The sequence below is a fragment of the Wolbachia endosymbiont (group A) of Norellia spinipes genome (assembly GCF_964273535.1).
Window position 1 is genome coordinate 1,715,734 of sequence record NZ_OZ187006.1, and the last position, 16,641, is coordinate 1,732,374.

18 protein-coding genes, 1 tRNA gene, 1 rRNA gene and 1 pseudogene are annotated in these 16,641 nt (G+C 34.8%); 12 read left to right on the top strand and 9 right to left on the bottom strand.

Translation table 11 applies throughout. The features are described from left to right. The first annotated feature begins 30 nt into the window (after positions 1-30). Positions 31-137 (top strand): 5S ribosomal RNA (gene rrf / locus ACFZP3_RS08225). A 16-nt stretch (positions 138-153) separates the two neighbouring features. Here the strand turns inward: rrf and ACFZP3_RS08230 are convergent. The 3 genes and pseudogenes from ACFZP3_RS08230 to rpmH form a co-directional block, all read right to left on the bottom strand. Continuing rightward, the gene (locus tag ACFZP3_RS08230) at positions 154-378 is read right to left on the bottom strand and encodes a hypothetical protein (RefSeq protein WP_253309152.1); all 225 of its coding nucleotides are present in this window, start codon (positions 376-378) and stop codon (positions 154-156) included. An 89-nt stretch (positions 379-467) separates the two neighbouring features. Next, positions 468-791: pseudogene (gene rnpA / locus ACFZP3_RS08235) on the bottom strand (ribonuclease P protein component); the annotation flags it as partial. A gap of 19 nt (positions 792-810) precedes the next feature. After that, positions 811-945 (bottom strand): 50S ribosomal protein L34, encoded by a 135-nt coding sequence (rpmH, locus tag ACFZP3_RS08240; RefSeq protein WP_006279898.1) that lies wholly within the window; start codon positions 943-945, stop codon positions 811-813. Positions 946-1,052: 107 nt separating this feature from the next. Here rpmH and pstC point away from each other — a divergent pair, with 107 nt between their 5' ends. From pstC to fsa, 4 genes are all read left to right on the top strand, one after another. After that, complete coding sequence (gene pstC, locus ACFZP3_RS08245) at positions 1,053-2,141, top strand: phosphate ABC transporter permease subunit PstC (protein ID WP_264688474.1); 1,089 nt, start codon at positions 1,053-1,055, stop codon at positions 2,139-2,141. A gap of 101 nt (positions 2,142-2,242) precedes the next feature. Next, complete coding sequence (gene atpD, locus ACFZP3_RS08250; RefSeq protein WP_253309946.1) at positions 2,243-3,670, top strand: F0F1 ATP synthase subunit beta; 1,428 nt, start codon at positions 2,243-2,245, stop codon at positions 3,668-3,670. A 12-nt stretch (positions 3,671-3,682) separates the two neighbouring features. Further along, entirely contained in the window at positions 3,683-4,027 is a 345-nt protein-coding gene (locus ACFZP3_RS08255) for a F0F1 ATP synthase subunit epsilon (protein WP_386086870.1), read from the top strand. Between the two features lie 306 nt (positions 4,028-4,333). Then, entirely contained in the window at positions 4,334-4,975 is a 642-nt protein-coding gene (gene fsa, locus ACFZP3_RS08265; RefSeq protein ID WP_253309151.1) for a fructose-6-phosphate aldolase, read from the top strand. Between the two features lie 10 nt (positions 4,976-4,985). On the opposite strand, the gene guaB is transcribed toward fsa, so the two are convergent. Both guaB and rsmA read right to left on the bottom strand, forming a co-directional pair. Next, positions 4,986-6,479, bottom strand: coding sequence for an IMP dehydrogenase (gene guaB, locus ACFZP3_RS08270; protein ID WP_386086869.1), 1,494 nt, complete (start codon positions 6,477-6,479; stop codon positions 4,986-4,988). Positions 6,480-6,510: 31 nt separating this feature from the next. Beyond that, on the bottom strand, positions 6,511-7,329 hold the full coding sequence (gene rsmA, locus ACFZP3_RS08275) for a 16S rRNA (adenine(1518)-N(6)/adenine(1519)-N(6))-dimethyltransferase RsmA (RefSeq protein WP_386087112.1): 819 nt from the start codon (positions 7,327-7,329) through the stop codon (positions 6,511-6,513). Between the two features lie 78 nt (positions 7,330-7,407). On the opposite strand from rsmA, the gene ACFZP3_RS08280 reads away from it, so the two are divergent. Both ACFZP3_RS08280 and ACFZP3_RS08285 read left to right on the top strand, forming a co-directional pair. Beyond that, positions 7,408-7,480 (top strand) — tRNA-Thr (locus ACFZP3_RS08280). A 24-nt stretch (positions 7,481-7,504) separates the two neighbouring features. Further along, positions 7,505-8,233, top strand: a complete 729-nt coding sequence (locus ACFZP3_RS08285; RefSeq protein ID WP_265016707.1) for a triosephosphate isomerase — start codon at positions 7,505-7,507, stop codon at positions 8,231-8,233. Between the two features lie 220 nt (positions 8,234-8,453). Here the strand turns inward: ACFZP3_RS08285 and dprA are convergent, their stop codons facing one another. Continuing rightward, positions 8,454-9,542, bottom strand: a complete 1,089-nt coding sequence (gene dprA, locus ACFZP3_RS08290; RefSeq protein WP_253309148.1) for a DNA-processing protein DprA — start codon at positions 9,540-9,542, stop codon at positions 8,454-8,456. A gap of 61 nt (positions 9,543-9,603) precedes the next feature. Between dprA and ACFZP3_RS08295 the strand changes: the two genes are divergently transcribed. The 5 genes from ACFZP3_RS08295 to ACFZP3_RS08315 all read left to right on the top strand — a co-directional run bounded on the left by ACFZP3_RS08295 (position 9,604) and on the right by ACFZP3_RS08315 (position 13,965). Continuing rightward, positions 9,604-9,978, top strand: a complete 375-nt coding sequence (locus ACFZP3_RS08295; protein WP_010082601.1) for a ferredoxin family protein — start codon at positions 9,604-9,606, stop codon at positions 9,976-9,978. Between the two features lie 214 nt (positions 9,979-10,192). Beyond that, complete coding sequence (locus ACFZP3_RS08300; protein WP_386086868.1) at positions 10,193-10,798, top strand: hypothetical protein; 606 nt, start codon at positions 10,193-10,195, stop codon at positions 10,796-10,798. Between the two features lie 306 nt (positions 10,799-11,104). Further along, the gene (locus tag ACFZP3_RS08305) at positions 11,105-12,124 is read left to right on the top strand and encodes a D-alanine--D-alanine ligase (RefSeq protein WP_253309944.1); all 1,020 of its coding nucleotides are present in this window, start codon (positions 11,105-11,107) and stop codon (positions 12,122-12,124) included. Then, entirely contained in the window at positions 12,105-12,863 is a 759-nt protein-coding gene (locus ACFZP3_RS08310; protein ID WP_253309145.1) for a cell division protein FtsQ/DivIB, read from the top strand. Before ACFZP3_RS08305 ends, ACFZP3_RS08310 begins: the two co-directional genes overlap by 20 nt. 240 nt (positions 12,864-13,103) lie before the next feature. Continuing rightward, positions 13,104-13,965 (top strand): IS630 family transposase gene (locus ACFZP3_RS08315; RefSeq protein ID WP_386086489.1). Its coding sequence is split into 2 segments (ribosomal slippage): positions 13,104-13,429 and positions 13,428-13,965, totalling 864 coding nucleotides; the frame shifts between segments, so codons are not numbered across the junction. 649 nt (positions 13,966-14,614) lie between these two features. On the opposite strand, the gene murB is transcribed toward ACFZP3_RS08315, so the two are convergent. Genes murB through ACFZP3_RS08330 form a run of 3 tightly spaced genes read right to left on the bottom strand, consistent with a single transcriptional unit; the run spans position 14,615 to position 16,623 of the window. Next, the gene (murB, locus tag ACFZP3_RS08320) at positions 14,615-15,502 is read right to left on the bottom strand and encodes a UDP-N-acetylmuramate dehydrogenase (protein ID WP_253309144.1); all 888 of its coding nucleotides are present in this window, start codon (positions 15,500-15,502) and stop codon (positions 14,615-14,617) included. After that, positions 15,493-16,371 (bottom strand): hydroxymethylbilane synthase, encoded by an 879-nt coding sequence (gene hemC, locus ACFZP3_RS08325; RefSeq protein WP_386086867.1) that lies wholly within the window; start codon positions 16,369-16,371, stop codon positions 15,493-15,495. The genes murB and hemC overlap by 10 nt, the downstream gene beginning before the upstream one ends. A 39-nt stretch (positions 16,372-16,410) precedes the next feature. After that, on the bottom strand, positions 16,411-16,623 hold the full coding sequence (locus ACFZP3_RS08330) for a hypothetical protein (protein ID WP_253309142.1): 213 nt from the start codon (positions 16,621-16,623) through the stop codon (positions 16,411-16,413). Between the last annotated feature and the right edge of the window lie 18 nt (positions 16,624-16,641).

The window sequence follows — 16,641 nt, forward strand, 5'->3', positions numbered from 1 at the left end:
TAAAATTGTTAAGTTAGAAATTTTTATTGACTTGGTGGCTATAGCAAAAATGAACCACCCGATCTCATCTCGAACTCGGAAGTGAAACTTTTTAGCGCTGATGGTACTTGAAAAGGGAGAGTAGGTCGCCGCCAAGTTTATAAAAATTTCTTTTTATCGCCTTTTAATAATTCTTTTATTACGAGAAGTCGCTTCTATATTCAAATCTAATAATTGTGGTCTAGGCTTATTCTTATTCTGCTCTAAGTATCGACTTTGCTCAAATGCTAATTCCCATTGTGTACGATAATTAGATTCTTTATATTCATAAAAATCTTCTTTAACATTATTTGTATTTATATTGAGATTTTTATCTTGTTCTTTTCTACTCTCTACCATTAAACACCCACACCCGTTAATTTATTTTAAAAATTTTACTTATGTTATCATAAAAAATATAGTTGTAAATACCTTAATTGAGATTTTTTTTATTTTATCTTTTTTAAGCAAATAGTTAGATCTTTTTGTAAGTTTTTATAATTTGCTTGCATAATGTTTCTATGAGTTAGTATTATGTAGTAGTGCCCTATATTGCTTATATTTAAAATGCTAATTTTAGCAAGCATTCGTAATTGCCTTTTTATTTTATTTCTTTTTGCTGCTTTTCCGGCTTTTTTACTGATAGCCAGACCTACTCTAATAGTATGAGTGTACTTTTCAGGTTCTCTTTCTTTTATGGCGTACAGTGATATATAAAGCCCACGATAAAAAAGACTGCTGAGTGCTAACTTATTTTTGAAAGCAAAGGAAAAATCTTTTTTTTTATACTTACTATGCGCATAATTTGTTACACCCTAATGAACGGCGCCTATTAAGGATTTTTCTTCCAGCTCTTGTTGCCATACGTGAACGAAATCCATGTCTGCGCTTTCTTATCAAATTTTTTGGTTGAAATGTTCTCTTCATTGTTTTTATATTAATATAATTATTTATTTTAAATTGTTTTACTTTATTGTCAAATGATGGTGAACTTGTATGACATTTTCGTAGAATAAAATTTGATGCATGGGAAAATGAATTCGGTGATAGTCATACCTGTCCTACTAATCCTTTTATTTTGTTTTAGTAGGTTTCAAGAAGTAAATAAGGTTAAATCTTATCTATATCTTAGTTGTGTATGGATGCTAACTTGGTTGTTAGTACTCTATAATAATTGTTTTGTAACTTTTATTTCTATAGCGTTACTTTTTTTCATGCTTGCTTTTATCTTTAAAAATAAAAGAAATAAGATAATAAAACTTTCGTTATTTGTGGCTTTGGCCATATCATTTTTTATCACTTTATTTATAATGCTATCTATTTTTATTCAATCCATTAATTTTTTTAATAAAGTAGCTATTTCAGAATTCTTGTTTTGCTTGAAATGGGGCCACAATGTAGTCACTGTCAATGAAGAGAAGATAGGATATTTTGGTATAGCGCCGCTTTTAGTAGGTACATTACTTATAACTATTATAGCAATGTTAGTTGTCGTTCCGCTTGGTTTATTTTCTGCAATATATATTAGTGAATATGCGAGTGAGAAAGTGCGTTATATTGTTAATACAACTTTGCAAGTTTTATCTGCTATTCCTACGGTTGTATATGGATATTTTGCGGTTGTGTTCTTGTCTTTCTTTATAAAGCAGGTAGCAAATTTTTTTGGTTTAAGTATACACTCAGAAAGTGCCTTAGTTGCCGGTTTATCGATTGGGATAATGATTCTTCCTTTTATTATTTCTTTACTCGAAGATGCCATAAGATCTGTTCCAAAAAGCTTGCGTTATGGCTTCATGGCACTTGGCGCAACTCCAGCGGAAACTATATGGCATATAACAATACCTTATGCAATGCCTACAATTTTAAGTGCAATTTTATTGTCAATTTCAAGAGTGATAGGTGAAACAATGATTGTGCTAATGGCTGTGGGAATCAACGCAAATTTGACTTTTAACCCTCTTAATTCAGTTACTACCATTACCGTGCAGATCGCTACATTACTTACCGGAGATCAGGATTTCAATAGTGTACAAACTCTTGCTGCTTATGCGCTTAGTTTAGTATTGTTTATTATTACTTGGCTATTAAATGCATTTGCATTGTTTGTAATGAAGCGTAACTAGTAAGCGTTTTAATGTTGCAAAATTTCTATTAATAATATAAGATTTATTTTCTTTAGAAGTTCTTTTATGGAATTATAGTGTTGGGTGATAAAAATAAAGAGATGAATATAGGTAGAGCGATTAAGGTAACTCAAGCAGTTGTTGATATAAAATTTGAAGGTGAATTGCCTAAAATATTTAATGCTTTAAAAAGCAAACTAAAATATAAGGATAAGGAGCTGGTTTTAGAAGTTTCGCAGCATATAGGTGACAATATAGTTCGTTGTATTGCTATGGATAGCACAGATGGCATGTCAAGGGGGGATGAATTTGTTGATACAGGCGCACCAATATCAGTTCCGGTTGGGCGTTCAACTTTAGGAAGGATTTTTAATGTTGTTGGAGAGCTTATAGATGAGTGTGGTCCACTGAAGGGAAAATATAACTTAGAGCCTATACATAGAGCACCTCCAAGTTTTACTGAACAGAGAATACAGGAAGAAGTTTTAGTTACGGGAATAAAAGTTATAGATCTTCTTGCACCTTATCTTAAAGGAGGAAAAATTGGCTTATTTGGTGGAGCCGGTGTTGGTAAAACAGTCCTGATAATGGAATTAATTAATAATATAGCAAAAGCTCATAAAGGATTTTCTGTGTTTGCCGGGGTAGGGGAGAGAACGCGTGAAGGTAACGATCTTTACCACGAGATGATCACTTCAAATGTAATAAATATAAATGAGCATGAAAAATCTCAAGCTGTTTTGGTTTATGGTCAGATGAATGAGCCTCCTGGAGCAAGGGCTAGAGTTGCTTTAACAGCACTTACTATGGCAGAGTATTTTCGTGACCGTGAAAACCAAGATGTTCTATTTTTTGTGGATAATATCTTCCGTTTTACACAAGCTGGTTCTGAAATTTCTGCTTTACTTGGAAGAATACCGTCAGCTGTTGGTTATCAGCCAACCCTTGCAACTGATATGGGTGCAATGCAAGAAAGAATAGCTTCAACAACTTCTGGCTCTATTACTTCTGTGCAAGCTATATATGTTCCTGCGGACGATTTAACTGATCCAGCCCCAGCAACTACATTCTCTCATCTTGATGCCACCACAGTGTTGTCAAGGCAAATAGCTGAAATGGGAATATACCCTGCTGTTGATCCACTTGATTCAACTTCTCAGTCTTTATCTGCTGAAATCATTGGTGAAGAACATTATAAGGTAGCTTCTGAGGTGAAACGTATATTGCAAACTTATAAATCACTGCAGGATATTATCGCAATACTTGGTATGGATGAGCTATCTGATGAAGATAAAATTATTGTTGATAGGGCTCGTAAGATTCAGAAATTTCTTTCTCAACCTTTTCACGTTGCAGAAATATTTACTGGTATGCCTGGTAAATTTGTTTCACTTTCTGATACTGTTTCCAGTTTTAAAGAGATTGTTGAAGGTAAATATGATCACTTACCAGAGGCTGCTTTTTATATGGTGGGGAATATAGATGAAGCAATAAAAAAGGCTGAATTAATACAAGCTGAAGCTAAATAAAAGTTAAAGATTATGAATACTTTTAAAGTGCAATTTTTCTCTCCTGATGATCAAATTTCATTCAGTGGAGTGGTTTCTCTTTCAGTAATTGGGCTCGAAGGGGAGCTTATGATTTTAGCTCACCATGCTCCTTACTTAATTTATTTATTGCCTGGTATGATTACTGTTAAAATGAGTAACCAAACAGAAAAGAAGGTTGTAATTGATAGTGGCGTATTAGAAGTTGCAAATAATAATTGTAGCATTATAACAAGTCAAATTCAGGTTTTTGATCGTGCAATTCATGATGAGAAATCGTTTAAAAATAAGAGAATTAGTATATATTTAAGTTATCTTGATGAGAAATTTCTTTCTTAGTTATTTTAGGCAAAAAGTCGGTCTTGTCATCCAAGTAGCCCAACTTTTGTCATCCAAGTGCTTTTTTTTCTGTCATTCAGTATTCTCTTCCCTGTCATCCCAGTATTCATCTTTGTCATCCCAGTGCGTGACACTGGGATCTAGGTGTAAAAATATTTGTAAATTATGCAATGGGTAATAGATTCTAGGAGCATATAATGTTCATAATAAAAAAAAGATGGATCCCAGTGTCAGCTACTTGGATGACAAAGGAGGGCGTTTGGATGACAAGATTTTGCAAGGGTATTTTTTTTATGGGAGATTAATATGGAAATTTTTCTTGATAGCGTTGATTTAAATGAAATTAAAGAACTAAAGGAGTTCATTGACGGCATAACAACTAATCCTTCTTTAATAGCAAAGTCCGGGCGTAAAGATAAATACGAGGATTTAGTGCGTGAAATATGCTCTATTATCAAGGGGCCTGTTAGTGTTGAAGTTGTTGCAAATAACCATGCAGATATGGTTAAAGAAGGCCTTAAGTTAGCGAAAATCGCTGATAATGTTGTGGTAAAATTGCCCCTTACATATGAAGGATTAATTTCTTGTAAAAAGTTGTGGACAGAGCATAAAATACCTGTTAACATCACATTATGTTTTTCTCCTGGACAAGCACTGCTTGCCGCTAAGGCCGGTGCTTGTTTTATTTCTCCCTTTGTTGGTCGCCTTGATGATATAAGCTATGATGGCTTATCGCTAATAGAAGATATATGTACTATATATTCTAATTACGGTTTTGATACTAAAGTTCTTGTTGCATCAGTGAGAAGCCCAGCACATGTAATAGAGGCTGCAAGGCTTGGTGCTGATTCAATTACTGTGCCAGCAAAAGTACTTAGACAATTAATTAATCACCCACTTACTGACCAAGGGCTAGCAATATTTGAAAAAGACTGGGGTGCAAAATAATAAACGGTCACTACTCTGAATCGGTTAACAAATTGGACGCTTGATAAGCGTAATTTGGAGCTTCTTGTGTAATGACTACATCATGAGCATGACTCTCTCTTAATCCTGATGCAGTAATAGTAACAAATTTACAATTTTTTTTCATCTCTTCTATATTCCTATTACCAGTATACCCCATTGCAGCTTGCAATCCGCCAATCAACTGATGGATTACTCCTGAAGCTGGACCTTTGAATGGAACTCTTCCTTCCACTCCTTGTGGAACTAATTTTAGTTTTGAATCTTTATCTTGAAAATAACGGCTAGCTGAACCTCGTTTCATTGCACTAATAGATCCCATTCCTCGATAGCCTTTATATGCTCTGCCCTTATACATGATAATCTCACCTGGGCTTTCGTCAGTGCCAGCAAAAATCGAACCAATCATCACAGAGTCAGCACCAGCTGCAATAGCTTTTGCAACATCTCCTGAGTATTTTACCCCACCATCAGCAATTAGTCTGACGTTTCTTGCTCTACACGTCTCTGCAACATTCTTGATTGCAGAGAATTGTGGCACACCAACACCTGTAACTATTCTGGTTGTACAGATTGATCCTGGTCCTATTCCGACCTTCACTGCATCAACACCCGCATCAATCAACGCTTCAGCAGCCTCCTTTGTTGCAATGTTTCCGCCAATTAATTGCGTATTAGGATACATCTTTTTTATTTCCCTAATGGTATTGATAACGTTTTCGGAATGACCGTGAGCAGTATCCACAACAACTACATCAACTTCTTCTCCGATCAAAGCTTCACATCTTTCTATACCATCTTTTTTACCAGTGCCAATTGCAGCGGTAACTCTGAGCCGCCCTTTACTGTCTTTACATGAATTTGGGTATCTATTGTATTTTTCAATGTCTTTAACCGTAATTAAACCTATACAACAAGAATTTTCATCTACGACCAAAAGCTTTTCTATTCTATTTTCATGCAACAATTTCATTGCTGAGGCACTATTCACTCCCTGCTCCCGCACTGTCACTAACTTATCTTTTGTCATCACTTCGGAAACTTTTACATTCATGTTCTGGTCTTCAATAAACCTCACATCTCGGTTAGTTAAAATTCCAACTAACTTGAGTTGATCGACTACAGGAATGCCAGAATAATTGTGCTCTCTCATTAATGAAATTGCTTCCGCAACTGTTTTATCCGGTGAAATCGTAATTGGGTTATACACGATCCAACTTTCATATTTTTTCACCCTTCTTACTTCTAAAACTTGTTCATCTATTGATAAATTCTTATGTATGCAACCTATCCCTCCATGTTGGGCAATAGCTATTGCAAAGCCCGATTCAGTAACAGTATCCATTGCAGAGGATATGAGAGGGATATTTAGTTCTATATTATTTGTTAAATAAGTTTTTGTATCTGCATCGCAAGGCAATATATTAGAATAGGCTGGCAAAAGAAGTATATCGTCAAACGAATAACAAGCTTCCATTTTTTTCATAGGCTTTATTTAAAGCTTATACGCCAATTAATTAAATTGCAATAGGACTTTTGCAAAATAAGCATTCTACATTATTTGCCAGTAAACAAAACTGCTCAATAGTTAAGTTTTCTGGACGTTCGTTTCCACTCAATTTAGCGTTTTCAAGGACAGTTTCAGCGTGGTTCGTTATATTTTGCAAGCTATTTCTCAGCATCTTTCTTCTTTGAGCAAAAACGGCACGTGTTAATCTTGTTAAGGTTTCCAAATTTACTGCAAACTTTGGGGTAGGCAAAGGATTTACTGTAATTACTGAAGAATGTACTTTTGGCCTTGGAAAAAACTCTTTAGGTTCAATATCAAATTCCTTTTTTATATCACATAGTAACTGGCTTAGCACTGATAAGGAACCATAATCTTTAGAATTGGGTCTTGCCGTAATGCGATCTGCTACCTCTTTTTGAAACATTAATGTCAAGTTCGTAAAAAATTTTATATTATTTAACCAATTTAAAAATAACGCTATCGAGATATTGTAAGGCAAGTTAGCAATAACTTTGACTGGGCGCTCTATCAGCTCTTCTTCTATAACATGCAGTGCATCCGCTTCTATAATTCTATACTTTCCTTGATGCTCATTTAGCAGTTGGTCATGGTGTTTTACTAAATCTCTATCTTTTTCTATAGAAAGTAGAGACTTTGGATTATGCACCAATATTTCTCTTGTTAATGCACCATATCCAGGACCAATCTCAATGACGTTAAAATTCTCTAGATTGCCAGCTAAAACGACTATTCTTTTTATTATCTCACTCGATAAAATAAAATTTTGCCCTAGACTCTTTTTTGGCTTCAGTAAAAATTTTCTCATATTATTTTCATTATACAGTATTTTAAAAATCAGTTGACTAAAATCCATTGATAATTGTATATTATTAATGTGTTTAACGCCGGCTTAGCTCAATTGGTAGAGCAACTGACTTGTAATCAGTAGGTTGTCAGTTCAAGTCCGACAGCCGGCACTCTCGCCCATATAAGTAAAGTTGATGTCCTTTTTAATAGTAGCAAATTGGAAGATGAATGGAACACGGTCTTCATTTGTTGACTTTATAGGCAAACTTAATAACAAGAACAATGAGATTACTTCTAGACTAGTGATTTGTCCACCATTTACCGCATTTTCAGACAGTATAGAGTTGAGCGATAATATTAATATAGGAGCACAGAATTGCCATTATAAAAAATCTGGTTCTTACACAGGTGAAATTAGCGCAGAAATGTTAAAGGAATTAGGGTGTACTTACGTAATACTTGGGCATTCTGAAAGGGCTAACGAAACAGATAGTGAAATAAAACTTAAGTCGGAAATAGCAATAGAATCAGGCTTACACCCAATTATCTGTGTAGGTGAAAATTCAGAAGATTATAAGAATGAAAAAACAAAAGAAGTAATAGAATATCAATGCAAAAACCGTTTGCCAACACACGGTGAATATACCGTAGCATATGAGCCAATATGGGCAATAGGCACAGGTCATGTGCCAAATAATGATGCAATTGCTGAGGTGATAGAGGTAATAAAATTGTGTACTGGTAAAAAACACATTACATATGGTGGTTCAGTCAGTTCAGAAAATATAGAAAATTTGTTAAATATTTCAAATTTATCAGGAGTTTTAATTGGCAGTGCAAGCTTAGATTTCGATCACTTTTATAAAATCATACAACAAGTTGAAAAAAAGTTTTCTCTTATCAATTCTAAAATCAGCAACTAAGAATCCTATAGCAAATGGCATCATTCCAGTGTCAAGCATATATCTGTACGAACATCTAGTAAAACGACATACTGACCTATAGCTAAAGTGACTTAGGTTTACCGATAATTTGAAAAACAAAAATTCGTCATTCCGCTACTTGTTAGCGGAATCTATGCCAAGATACCGTGGCGGTATGACGTAGGAAAACCTTTCTTGGGTTAGCTATAGCTAAAGTAATCTAGAAAATTAACGATATTTTATTCCCCGGTGAACGCTCTATTTTGTTTTCCAACTCTAGTTCTAAAAGAGCCATTAGAGCTATGTTGGCAGAAAGTCCGCTTGCTAATATAAGTTCATCTATATCAACAGGTACAGAGTTAATATGATCAACTATAACAGATTTTGCCTGTTGTAATTTTTCTTGTTTTTGGTTAACAGCATAGTGCTCAACATTAAATAGGTTTTTTTGCTGCGGAGGTAAACTAAACCTAACACTTTCTATTATGTCATCAGCGGACTCGATAAGCTTAGCACCGTTTTTAATTAAATAATTACTACCACTACAGCGTGAATCTAAAGGGAAACCAGAAACTGCAAATACCTCTCTCCCTTGATTTAAAGCAAAATCTGCTGTTATTAGAGAGCCAGAACGTTTCGATGCTTCAATCACTACAACACCCAGCGATAGACCAGATATAATTCGATTCCTTTGAGGAAAATACTGAGGCTTTGGTTTAGTAGCAAATGGAAGCTCAGTAATTACTAAACCACCGTTCCCAGTGATTTTTTTGTATAGATCAAAATTCTCTTTTGGATACACCACATCAATTCCGCTTGCTGTAACAGCAATAGTGGGATGATTTTTGTATATTACACTGTTTGCTGCGGTATCGATTCCTTTTGCAAGTCCAGAAACGATAACAAAACCAGCTTCGCTTAAATCAAGTGCTAGTTTACTGGCAAAATTTCTTCCATTCATCGAAGAGTTGCGCCCACCGATTATTGCAATTATCTCACGGCTTAATAATGATATATTACCAAACGCAGTTATTATAGGAGGACAACTAGAGATATTTCTTAAAAGATCAGGGTAATCTGGGTCACATGCGGGTATAATTTTAGCTCCAATTCTTTCTGCATTATTGATTTCTTCTCGTGCATCTTGAATGCCATACACCTTATTATTAGCCACCCTATTGAGATATTTTAGCACCTCATCTAGCGATCCATGTGTTCTTAGTATACTAAAAAACTTTATTGGTCCTATAGTTCTAGCCAAGCTTAACCATACTTCTAATTCTTTGTTGTTCAATTTATTTATCTTCATAAAAGGCTTGAATTTCTTATCAATTTAGTGTACCCAAGATAATACAAATATACAGTGTTTTATGACGCATTTTGTTACAGATAAATGCATAAAATGTAAATATACGGACTGTGTGGAAGTATGTCCCGTTGACTGCTTCTATGAAGGTAAAAACATGCTCGTGATTAACCCAGATGAATGTATTGATTGCGGAGTGTGCATACCTGAGTGTCCAGTAGATGCAATTGTAACTGATGATTCCATAAAAGATATTTTAGAATTAGATGAAGAATTACTGAGCAGCGAACAAAAAACTTTCAAGTTATTTTACGATATAAATGTAGAATACTCACAAAAATGGCCAAACATTACAGCTAAAAAGCAACCTCTCTATACTGCAGAAGAGTATAAGGAAAAAAAGGATAAAACAGCTTATTTTGATGAAAATTTAGAGTAATACTGCTGAAGAGGAAGAAACTTCTTTTATATCTTATCCTGTTTGTCTTTGGTTATTGAAAATGGTCGCATTATTTAGGTTTTTAGTAATATTTAATATTAGATTAATAATAATCTACTTGGAAACAACGAAAGATTATGTTAAATATAGAATTAACGAATTATTATATAACTTTTAGTAGGATGACAGTATTATAAAATTTAGAGGCATCAAAATGGAAAATCACGCTAAAGAGAGTATAAACCCAACAAAGCATAAAGTAGTATTACCAAACTCAAAAACAATCAATATTGAAGGAACAAAATTTAAGTATGAAATACATTACGATCAATTAGATGAGAAAGATCTCCTTACGATTGAAAAATACGCTAATTATATTTTTCATGCCTACCAAGAGAGATATGATTTAGATATGAACACAGATCATACTGTTAAAGGCTTTACATATAACAACTTAGCAAATTTGTCTGACGATGATTATGATTCTATTACCGCGGATTATCACGAATACCATTATCACAGTGAGTCTATAGCTAATGATTTGACAACAATGATTTATGTTACTCTAAATTTGTATAATGAGAAAAATTACGGCACTTCTTTCCCAAGAGGCGAATTTATAAGAGATGTAGCAGAAGAATTAAAAAACATTGGATTAGACAATAATCAAGGAGAGTTAAATACAGAAGAGAGACCTAAAACAACAATTAATCAGGAGAAACAGGAAAAAGAATTAAAGGAATCTGATCAACAAGATGTTATAACAACTACTGATCACCCGCTAGATGATTATAATCATGATTATCACTTAATAGGCTAGCAAGTAGCGCTAGCAAAAATTAATCAGGAAAAAGGGTTAGAGGGAGCAAGATGTTATCTGATCACTCGCCAGATGAATTATAGTCGTGAGAACCTGTTCATAATCTTTTGAGGATAGGTATACAGATTCCAAAATGAACGGTTCTCACAACCTTTAGTTTTTATTGCTGAAAATAATCATAATGTTAAGTTTTTAACATTATTTAATACTAAGTTAATATTAATTCATTGATAAATTTTTAGCTATAGAAGCAGGTTTTTATTGAAGATAAAAGTATCTTCTATATGCTATATAGCAAAACATAGAATGCCCATGATTCCAACTATAGCAATTTTAAGTGGTGGATTTTCTTGCGAGAGAGAAGTGTCGCTTATGAGCGGAAAAGCCGTAAAGAAGGCACTTGATAGCCTTTCATATAATGCAATAGAAATAGATGTTGACAGCAACATTGTTGAAAAGCTTAAAAAGATTAATCCGGGCCTTACTTTTATTGCTCTGCATGGACCTTATGGTGAAGATGGTTGCATTCAAGGTTTATTGGAAATCTTAGGTATAAAATATACACACTCAGGAGTTATGGCTTCTGCTGTTGCTATGAATAAAGTGATGTCAAAGCATATATTTCGATCCCTTAGTATCGACACTCCAAAAGGTTATGTAATTAGCCAAGAAGATCTACTAAAAAATAATATTAAAATCGATTATCCGTACGTCTTAAAACCAATTAACGAAGGTTCTAGCATCGGAGTGCATATTGTTTCCTCATATGAAGACCATTTAAAATTTAAAAATGACGCTATCATACTTGATGTCATTCAAGTAGCTGACACTGGAATCCAGAAAAAAGAACCAGTGTCAGCTACCTCTATGACAAGAGACTTGATGATCATAGAAGAATATGTCCCAGGAATAGAGTTACATACTGCTGTATTGCTAGATGAAGCAATTGGCACTATGGAAATACGACCAAAAAATAAATTCTATGATTATGAAGCAAAGTATACAGATGGATTTGCAGAACATATATTTCCTGCTGAAATTCCTGACAATATATATAAAATGACCTTGGAACACGCACTGAAAATTCATCAATTTTTAGGCTGTAAAACTATTTCCCGCTCAGATTTCCGTTATAATCCCAAAAATAACACTTTAAAAATGCTTGAGATTAATACACATCCTGGCTTTACTGAGTTATCGTTAGTGCCAGAAATTGCAAAATTGGCAAAAGGAATCAATTTTAATGAATTAGTTAAAATTATTATTGAAGATAGTTTGCAGCACAAAAATATTAGGGATTTAAGTCATGTTGAGCAGTATTACTAGAAGCCAAAGGAGTTTTTTGCGCAAGTGCGCTTTCGTTATTATAACTGCGCTTTTTTTTACATTAGTACTTTATAGTTCACTTGATAAAATAATAAATCGATTTAATTACTACTTTACTTGGTGTAATGAGTGCCTATCCAGTTTATTACTCAGCAATGGATTTTCAATCGATGAAGTAGTCGTGAGCGGCAACAAATTTACAAACAAAAAGGACATTCTAAGTTTGACAGATAGAACGCAACCTATCCTGTATATATCACTTTCAAAACTTGCCGGTAACATACAATCCGTAAGCAGATGGATAAAATACGTAGGAGTTCACAGAATTTTGCCCAATACCCTACATATTAATATAGATGAGCATAAACCGTTTGCTCTCTGGAAAGATAATAACAAAACCTCGGTAATTGATTTCGAAGGCAAAGTGATCGTAGATGACTATCCAGTAGATGATCTTGTTGTAATTACAGGACAAAACTCGTTATCAAACCTAGAATTTGTTAGAGATGTGTTAGAGAGTAAAACTCAATTAAGTAACCACATTTCTTCTTTTGCTTATATAGGGAATAGAAGATGGAATATCATACTTGATAACGATTCCACAGTGAAACTGCCTGAAGATAACCCTTCTAGTGCATGGGACTATTTAAACCACTTGCACAATACAACTGATTTTACTTTCAGCGATTGGAGTATTATTGATATGCGTATTACTGATAAAATTTTTGTGAAGAGGTGATCTGCTGTCATCCAAGTAGCGGGATGACGAGCTTATCGTCATGCTGCCGCGAACCGTCATACCGCCGCGGTATCTCTTAGCCGCTAACACGTAGCGGGATGACGAGTTACTATACCGCCGCGAACCGTCATACCGCCGCGGTATCTCTTAGCCGCTAACACGTAGCGGGATGACGAGTTATAGCTCTTCTCATAATAATCCAAACAAGTTAAGATATGGATTTATGGTAGTGGGGTTTGTATGCCAGCAGCGTATAGTTACGATTTAAGGAAAAAAGCAATGGAGGCATTGGATGAAGGAGAAAGTAGAGCAACTGTTGCAGAGAGATTTAAAATTGGAAAAACGACTCTATATGAGTGGCAGAAAAGGCGTAAGGAAACGGGAGATTTTCAGTCAAAAAAGCCTGGAAGCGTAGGATATAACCATAAAATTACTGACTGGAATGTTTTTACCAAATTTGCAAAAAACCATGGTGGCAAAACTCAGTCAGAGATGGCTAAACTCTGGGGTAATATCAGTCGACAAACGATTCACCGCGCACTTAAAAATATTGGATTTACAAGAAAAAAAGACCTACGGATATAAAGAAAGAAATGAAGGAAAGCGAGCTCAATTTTTAAAGGTTATAGCAACAAAACGTCATGAAAATCTTGTATATATTGATGAATCTGGAATAGATAATACAGAAGACTACCCATACGGATATTGCAGAAAAGGAGAGAGGTTTCATTCATTAAAATCAGGTAAAAAAACTCAGCGTGTCAGTATGATTGCAGCTCTAAATAAAAGGAAGATCATTGCTCCATTGACCTTTGAAGGATACTGCAATAAGGATGTTTTCGAGGCTTGGTTTGAGCAGTTTTTAACTCCAATTTTAAGGTCTGGCCAAACTGTAATTCTTGATAACGCTACATTCCATAAATCTAAAAAAATAGATAATCTTGCTAGAGGAGTTGGTGCTGAAATTCTTTATCTTCCTCCATATTCTCCAGACTTTAACGAAATTGAGCATAATTGGTTTGCTATAAAGAATAGAGCTAGAAAAAATATCCCTATTTTTAAGTCTTTCCGTCAAGCTGTTGATTCTGCTTTTTTATTCTGACTATTATGAGAAGAGCTATACTATACCGCCGCGAACCATCATACCGCCGCGGTATCTCTTAGCCGCTAACACGTAGCGGGATACTTAACCGTCATACCGCGATTCATTCGCGGTATCTCAGCCGCTAACAAGAGATCCCGCTAACACGTAGCGGGATGACGGTTGTCGTTTAGCTACAAACATTAAGAAACTTACCAAATGGAAAAAAAGGCAAAAGAAACCCCGTGGTAATTAGTGTTCACTTCCTAATCCTGCAAATTGGCGTACTATACTGTCTTAAACGACTTATAAGCGCGTTTCAGCTTATATAGGTAAAAACCTAGAAATGTTGTGAAGACATAAGGTGCACATAGTGCAAAAAATTAAAAATAAGACGCCAACTACGTTGTTTTCTTGCTGTTTAATCTGCACAGATGAAGATAACTGAATACCTTCATTGTCATAATAAGGGGGCCGGCGAAACTTGTCAAGCAAGTTTTTTCGTTTCTATAAATCTGGATTTCAGCGTTATGCGCTGGAATAACAACGTAAGGTAAATTTTTCAACATCCCAAAATTACAGAATTTAGTCTGTTTAATTAAGTGTGAAAGGTTACGATCATGCTGAGTCATTAGGAAAGATTAGAATATACAGCAGCTATAAAAACTGTTTAATAGCCACCCAAAACCCTTATTTCCCACTCAAGTTCAACATTAAATTTATCCTTCACTGCATCTTTTACTCTGTTGCCAAGGTTTTCCAAGTCAGATGCAGTTGCATTATCGTAATTGAGCAAGAAGTTACAATGTTTCTTAGAGATTCTAGCTCCACCAATATTTAACCCTAGGCAGCCAGATTTATCAATTAACTCCCATGCTCGGTAGTTTTTTGGATTTTTGAATATGCACCCAGCAGTTTTTCCTCTTATTGGCTGGCTTTTATTTTTTTTCTCAACAATTTCTTTTAACCTTTGCAATATAAGCTCATGCTCTGAGTTTACTCCTTTAAACTCAGCTTCAACAAAAATCCAATTTCCTTTTAAGCTATGTCCACGATAAAAATATCCCATTTCTTTGCTGGAGAACTCATATAGGTTTCCATCCTCTAGGTTCACTGCTTTTATGGATTGTACAACGCTTGCGATGTCACTACCATACGCACCTGCATTCATTTCTATTCCGCCACCAACTGTTCCTGGAATTCCAACTAGAAACTCGAGTCCACTAATTTGTTGCTCTCCTGCAAAGTAAGCAAGGTTCCTGAGCAGCGCAGCACCACCTGCAACAATGGAGTTGTTACCCTTACTTTTAATATATGCAAACTCCTTACCTAATTTTATTGTTATTCCTCGAATGCCACTATCTCGTACTATTATGTTGGATGTTGCACCAATAACGCTAACTGGCAGTTCAGTATTTTTAATCAAGTATGTTAAATCTTCAATATCACATGGTTTAAATAACACATCAGCTCGTCCACCGACGTTTAACCACGTCGCTTTAGACATTAAGATGTCATAACGATAGATTCCACGTACTTTAGGTAAGCTTATAAGCATTTTGATTTCAACTCTAGTCCTGCATCCATACCCATTTTCTCCGCATCTTCTATAAATGAAGTGCGCTCAGTGAAGTATATATTTTTTCCACTTGCTAACATACAACAAAGGTGTAGCATATTTTCGTTCACATATTCAGCAAAAGCTGCAAGTGGTGTAAAACATGAACCATTCACTGTCTTCATAAAACTGCGCTCTGATTTCACTCTTATAAAAGACATATTATTATTAATTTTCTCTACAAGATCGATAATTTTTACATCATTCCTTCTACATTGAATACAAATCGCTCCCTGTCCCACTGCACTTAACATAACTTTTGGTGGCAATACCTCTGTAATTAAGTGATTCTTTTCTAATCTTATGAGTCCTGCTTCAGCTAGAATTATTCCATCAAAACTTTGATTTTGCAATCTAGTTGTTACATTTCCACGTAGCGATATTATATTTAGATCTGGTCTAACATTTAACAACTGAACTTTTCTTCTTATTGAAGAAGTGGCAATAGTAGCCTGCTGTGGCAAAGACTCAAGGCTATTGTGTTTATGAGAAATAAACGCATCGCATGGACTTAGCCTTTCTAAAACACAAGGAATTGTTAAACCCCCTGAGAAAAACGCAGGCACATCCTTTAGCGAATGAACTGCCATATCTATATTATTTTCGAGCAATTCAGCCTCAATTTCTTTAATGAATAATCCTTTACCTCCTATTTCAGCAAGATTTGCGTTTGCATACTTATCTCCAGAAGTTTTTATCTTAACAATTTCAATAGATAAGTTAGGAAAAGAGTCCAGCAACTTTTGTTTTGCTTCCAAAGCCTGGGCAACTGCAAGCTTGCTTCCTCTGGTACCTATTTTGACTAGCATATGTATGACTGTTTGAATACCAAACCTTAACCTAATTAATTATTTAAACACTTTGGTAGCGTGTATCGCATGAACTTCGGTTACCATCTCTCTGATGTCATCCGAGTAGCTGACTACTTGGATCGAGTTTAATTCATCATATGAGCCTTTGCATTTATTGTACTTTAACTTAAAACCAAAAGCAACTTTGCCTTTACAAAATAATAACCTTTTATATGCATAAATAAGCTTACTGGATTCTAGTACTTGCATGACAGCAGTCCTACGTCA

Coding starts and splice junctions, on each gene's coding strand:
- ACFZP3_RS08230 (WP_253309152.1), bottom strand. CDS start 378: ATGGTAGAGAGTAGAAAAGAACAAGATAAAAATCTCAATATAAATACA.
- rpmH (WP_006279898.1), bottom strand. CDS start 945: ATGAAGAGAACATTTCAACCAAAAAATTTGATAAGAAAGCGCAGACAT.
- pstC (WP_264688474.1), top strand. CDS start 1,053: ATGAATTCGGTGATAGTCATACCTGTCCTACTAATCCTTTTATTTTGT.
- atpD (WP_253309946.1), top strand. CDS start 2,243: ATGAATATAGGTAGAGCGATTAAGGTAACTCAAGCAGTTGTTGATATA.
- ACFZP3_RS08255 (WP_386086870.1), top strand. CDS start 3,683: ATGAATACTTTTAAAGTGCAATTTTTCTCTCCTGATGATCAAATTTCA.
- fsa (WP_253309151.1), top strand. CDS start 4,334: ATGGAAATTTTTCTTGATAGCGTTGATTTAAATGAAATTAAAGAACTA.
- guaB (WP_386086869.1), bottom strand. CDS start 6,479: ATGAAAAAAATGGAAGCTTGTTATTCGTTTGACGATATACTTCTTTTG.
- rsmA (WP_386087112.1), bottom strand. CDS start 7,329: ATGAGAAAATTTTTACTGAAGCCAAAAAAGAGTCTAGGGCAAAATTTT.
- ACFZP3_RS08285 (WP_265016707.1), top strand. CDS start 7,505: ATGTCCTTTTTAATAGTAGCAAATTGGAAGATGAATGGAACACGGTCT.
- dprA (WP_253309148.1), bottom strand. CDS start 9,542: ATGAAGATAAATAAATTGAACAACAAAGAATTAGAAGTATGGTTAAGC.
- ACFZP3_RS08295 (WP_010082601.1), top strand. CDS start 9,604: ATGACGCATTTTGTTACAGATAAATGCATAAAATGTAAATATACGGAC.
- ACFZP3_RS08300 (WP_386086868.1), top strand. CDS start 10,193: ATGGAAAATCACGCTAAAGAGAGTATAAACCCAACAAAGCATAAAGTA.
- ACFZP3_RS08305 (WP_253309944.1), top strand. CDS start 11,105: ATGCCCATGATTCCAACTATAGCAATTTTAAGTGGTGGATTTTCTTGC.
- ACFZP3_RS08310 (WP_253309145.1), top strand. CDS start 12,105: ATGTTGAGCAGTATTACTAGAAGCCAAAGGAGTTTTTTGCGCAAGTGC.
- murB (WP_253309144.1), bottom strand. CDS start 15,502: ATGCTTATAAGCTTACCTAAAGTACGTGGAATCTATCGTTATGACATC.
- hemC (WP_386086867.1), bottom strand. CDS start 16,371: ATGCTAGTCAAAATAGGTACCAGAGGAAGCAAGCTTGCAGTTGCCCAG.
- ACFZP3_RS08330 (WP_253309142.1), bottom strand. CDS start 16,623: ATGCAAGTACTAGAATCCAGTAAGCTTATTTATGCATATAAAAGGTTA.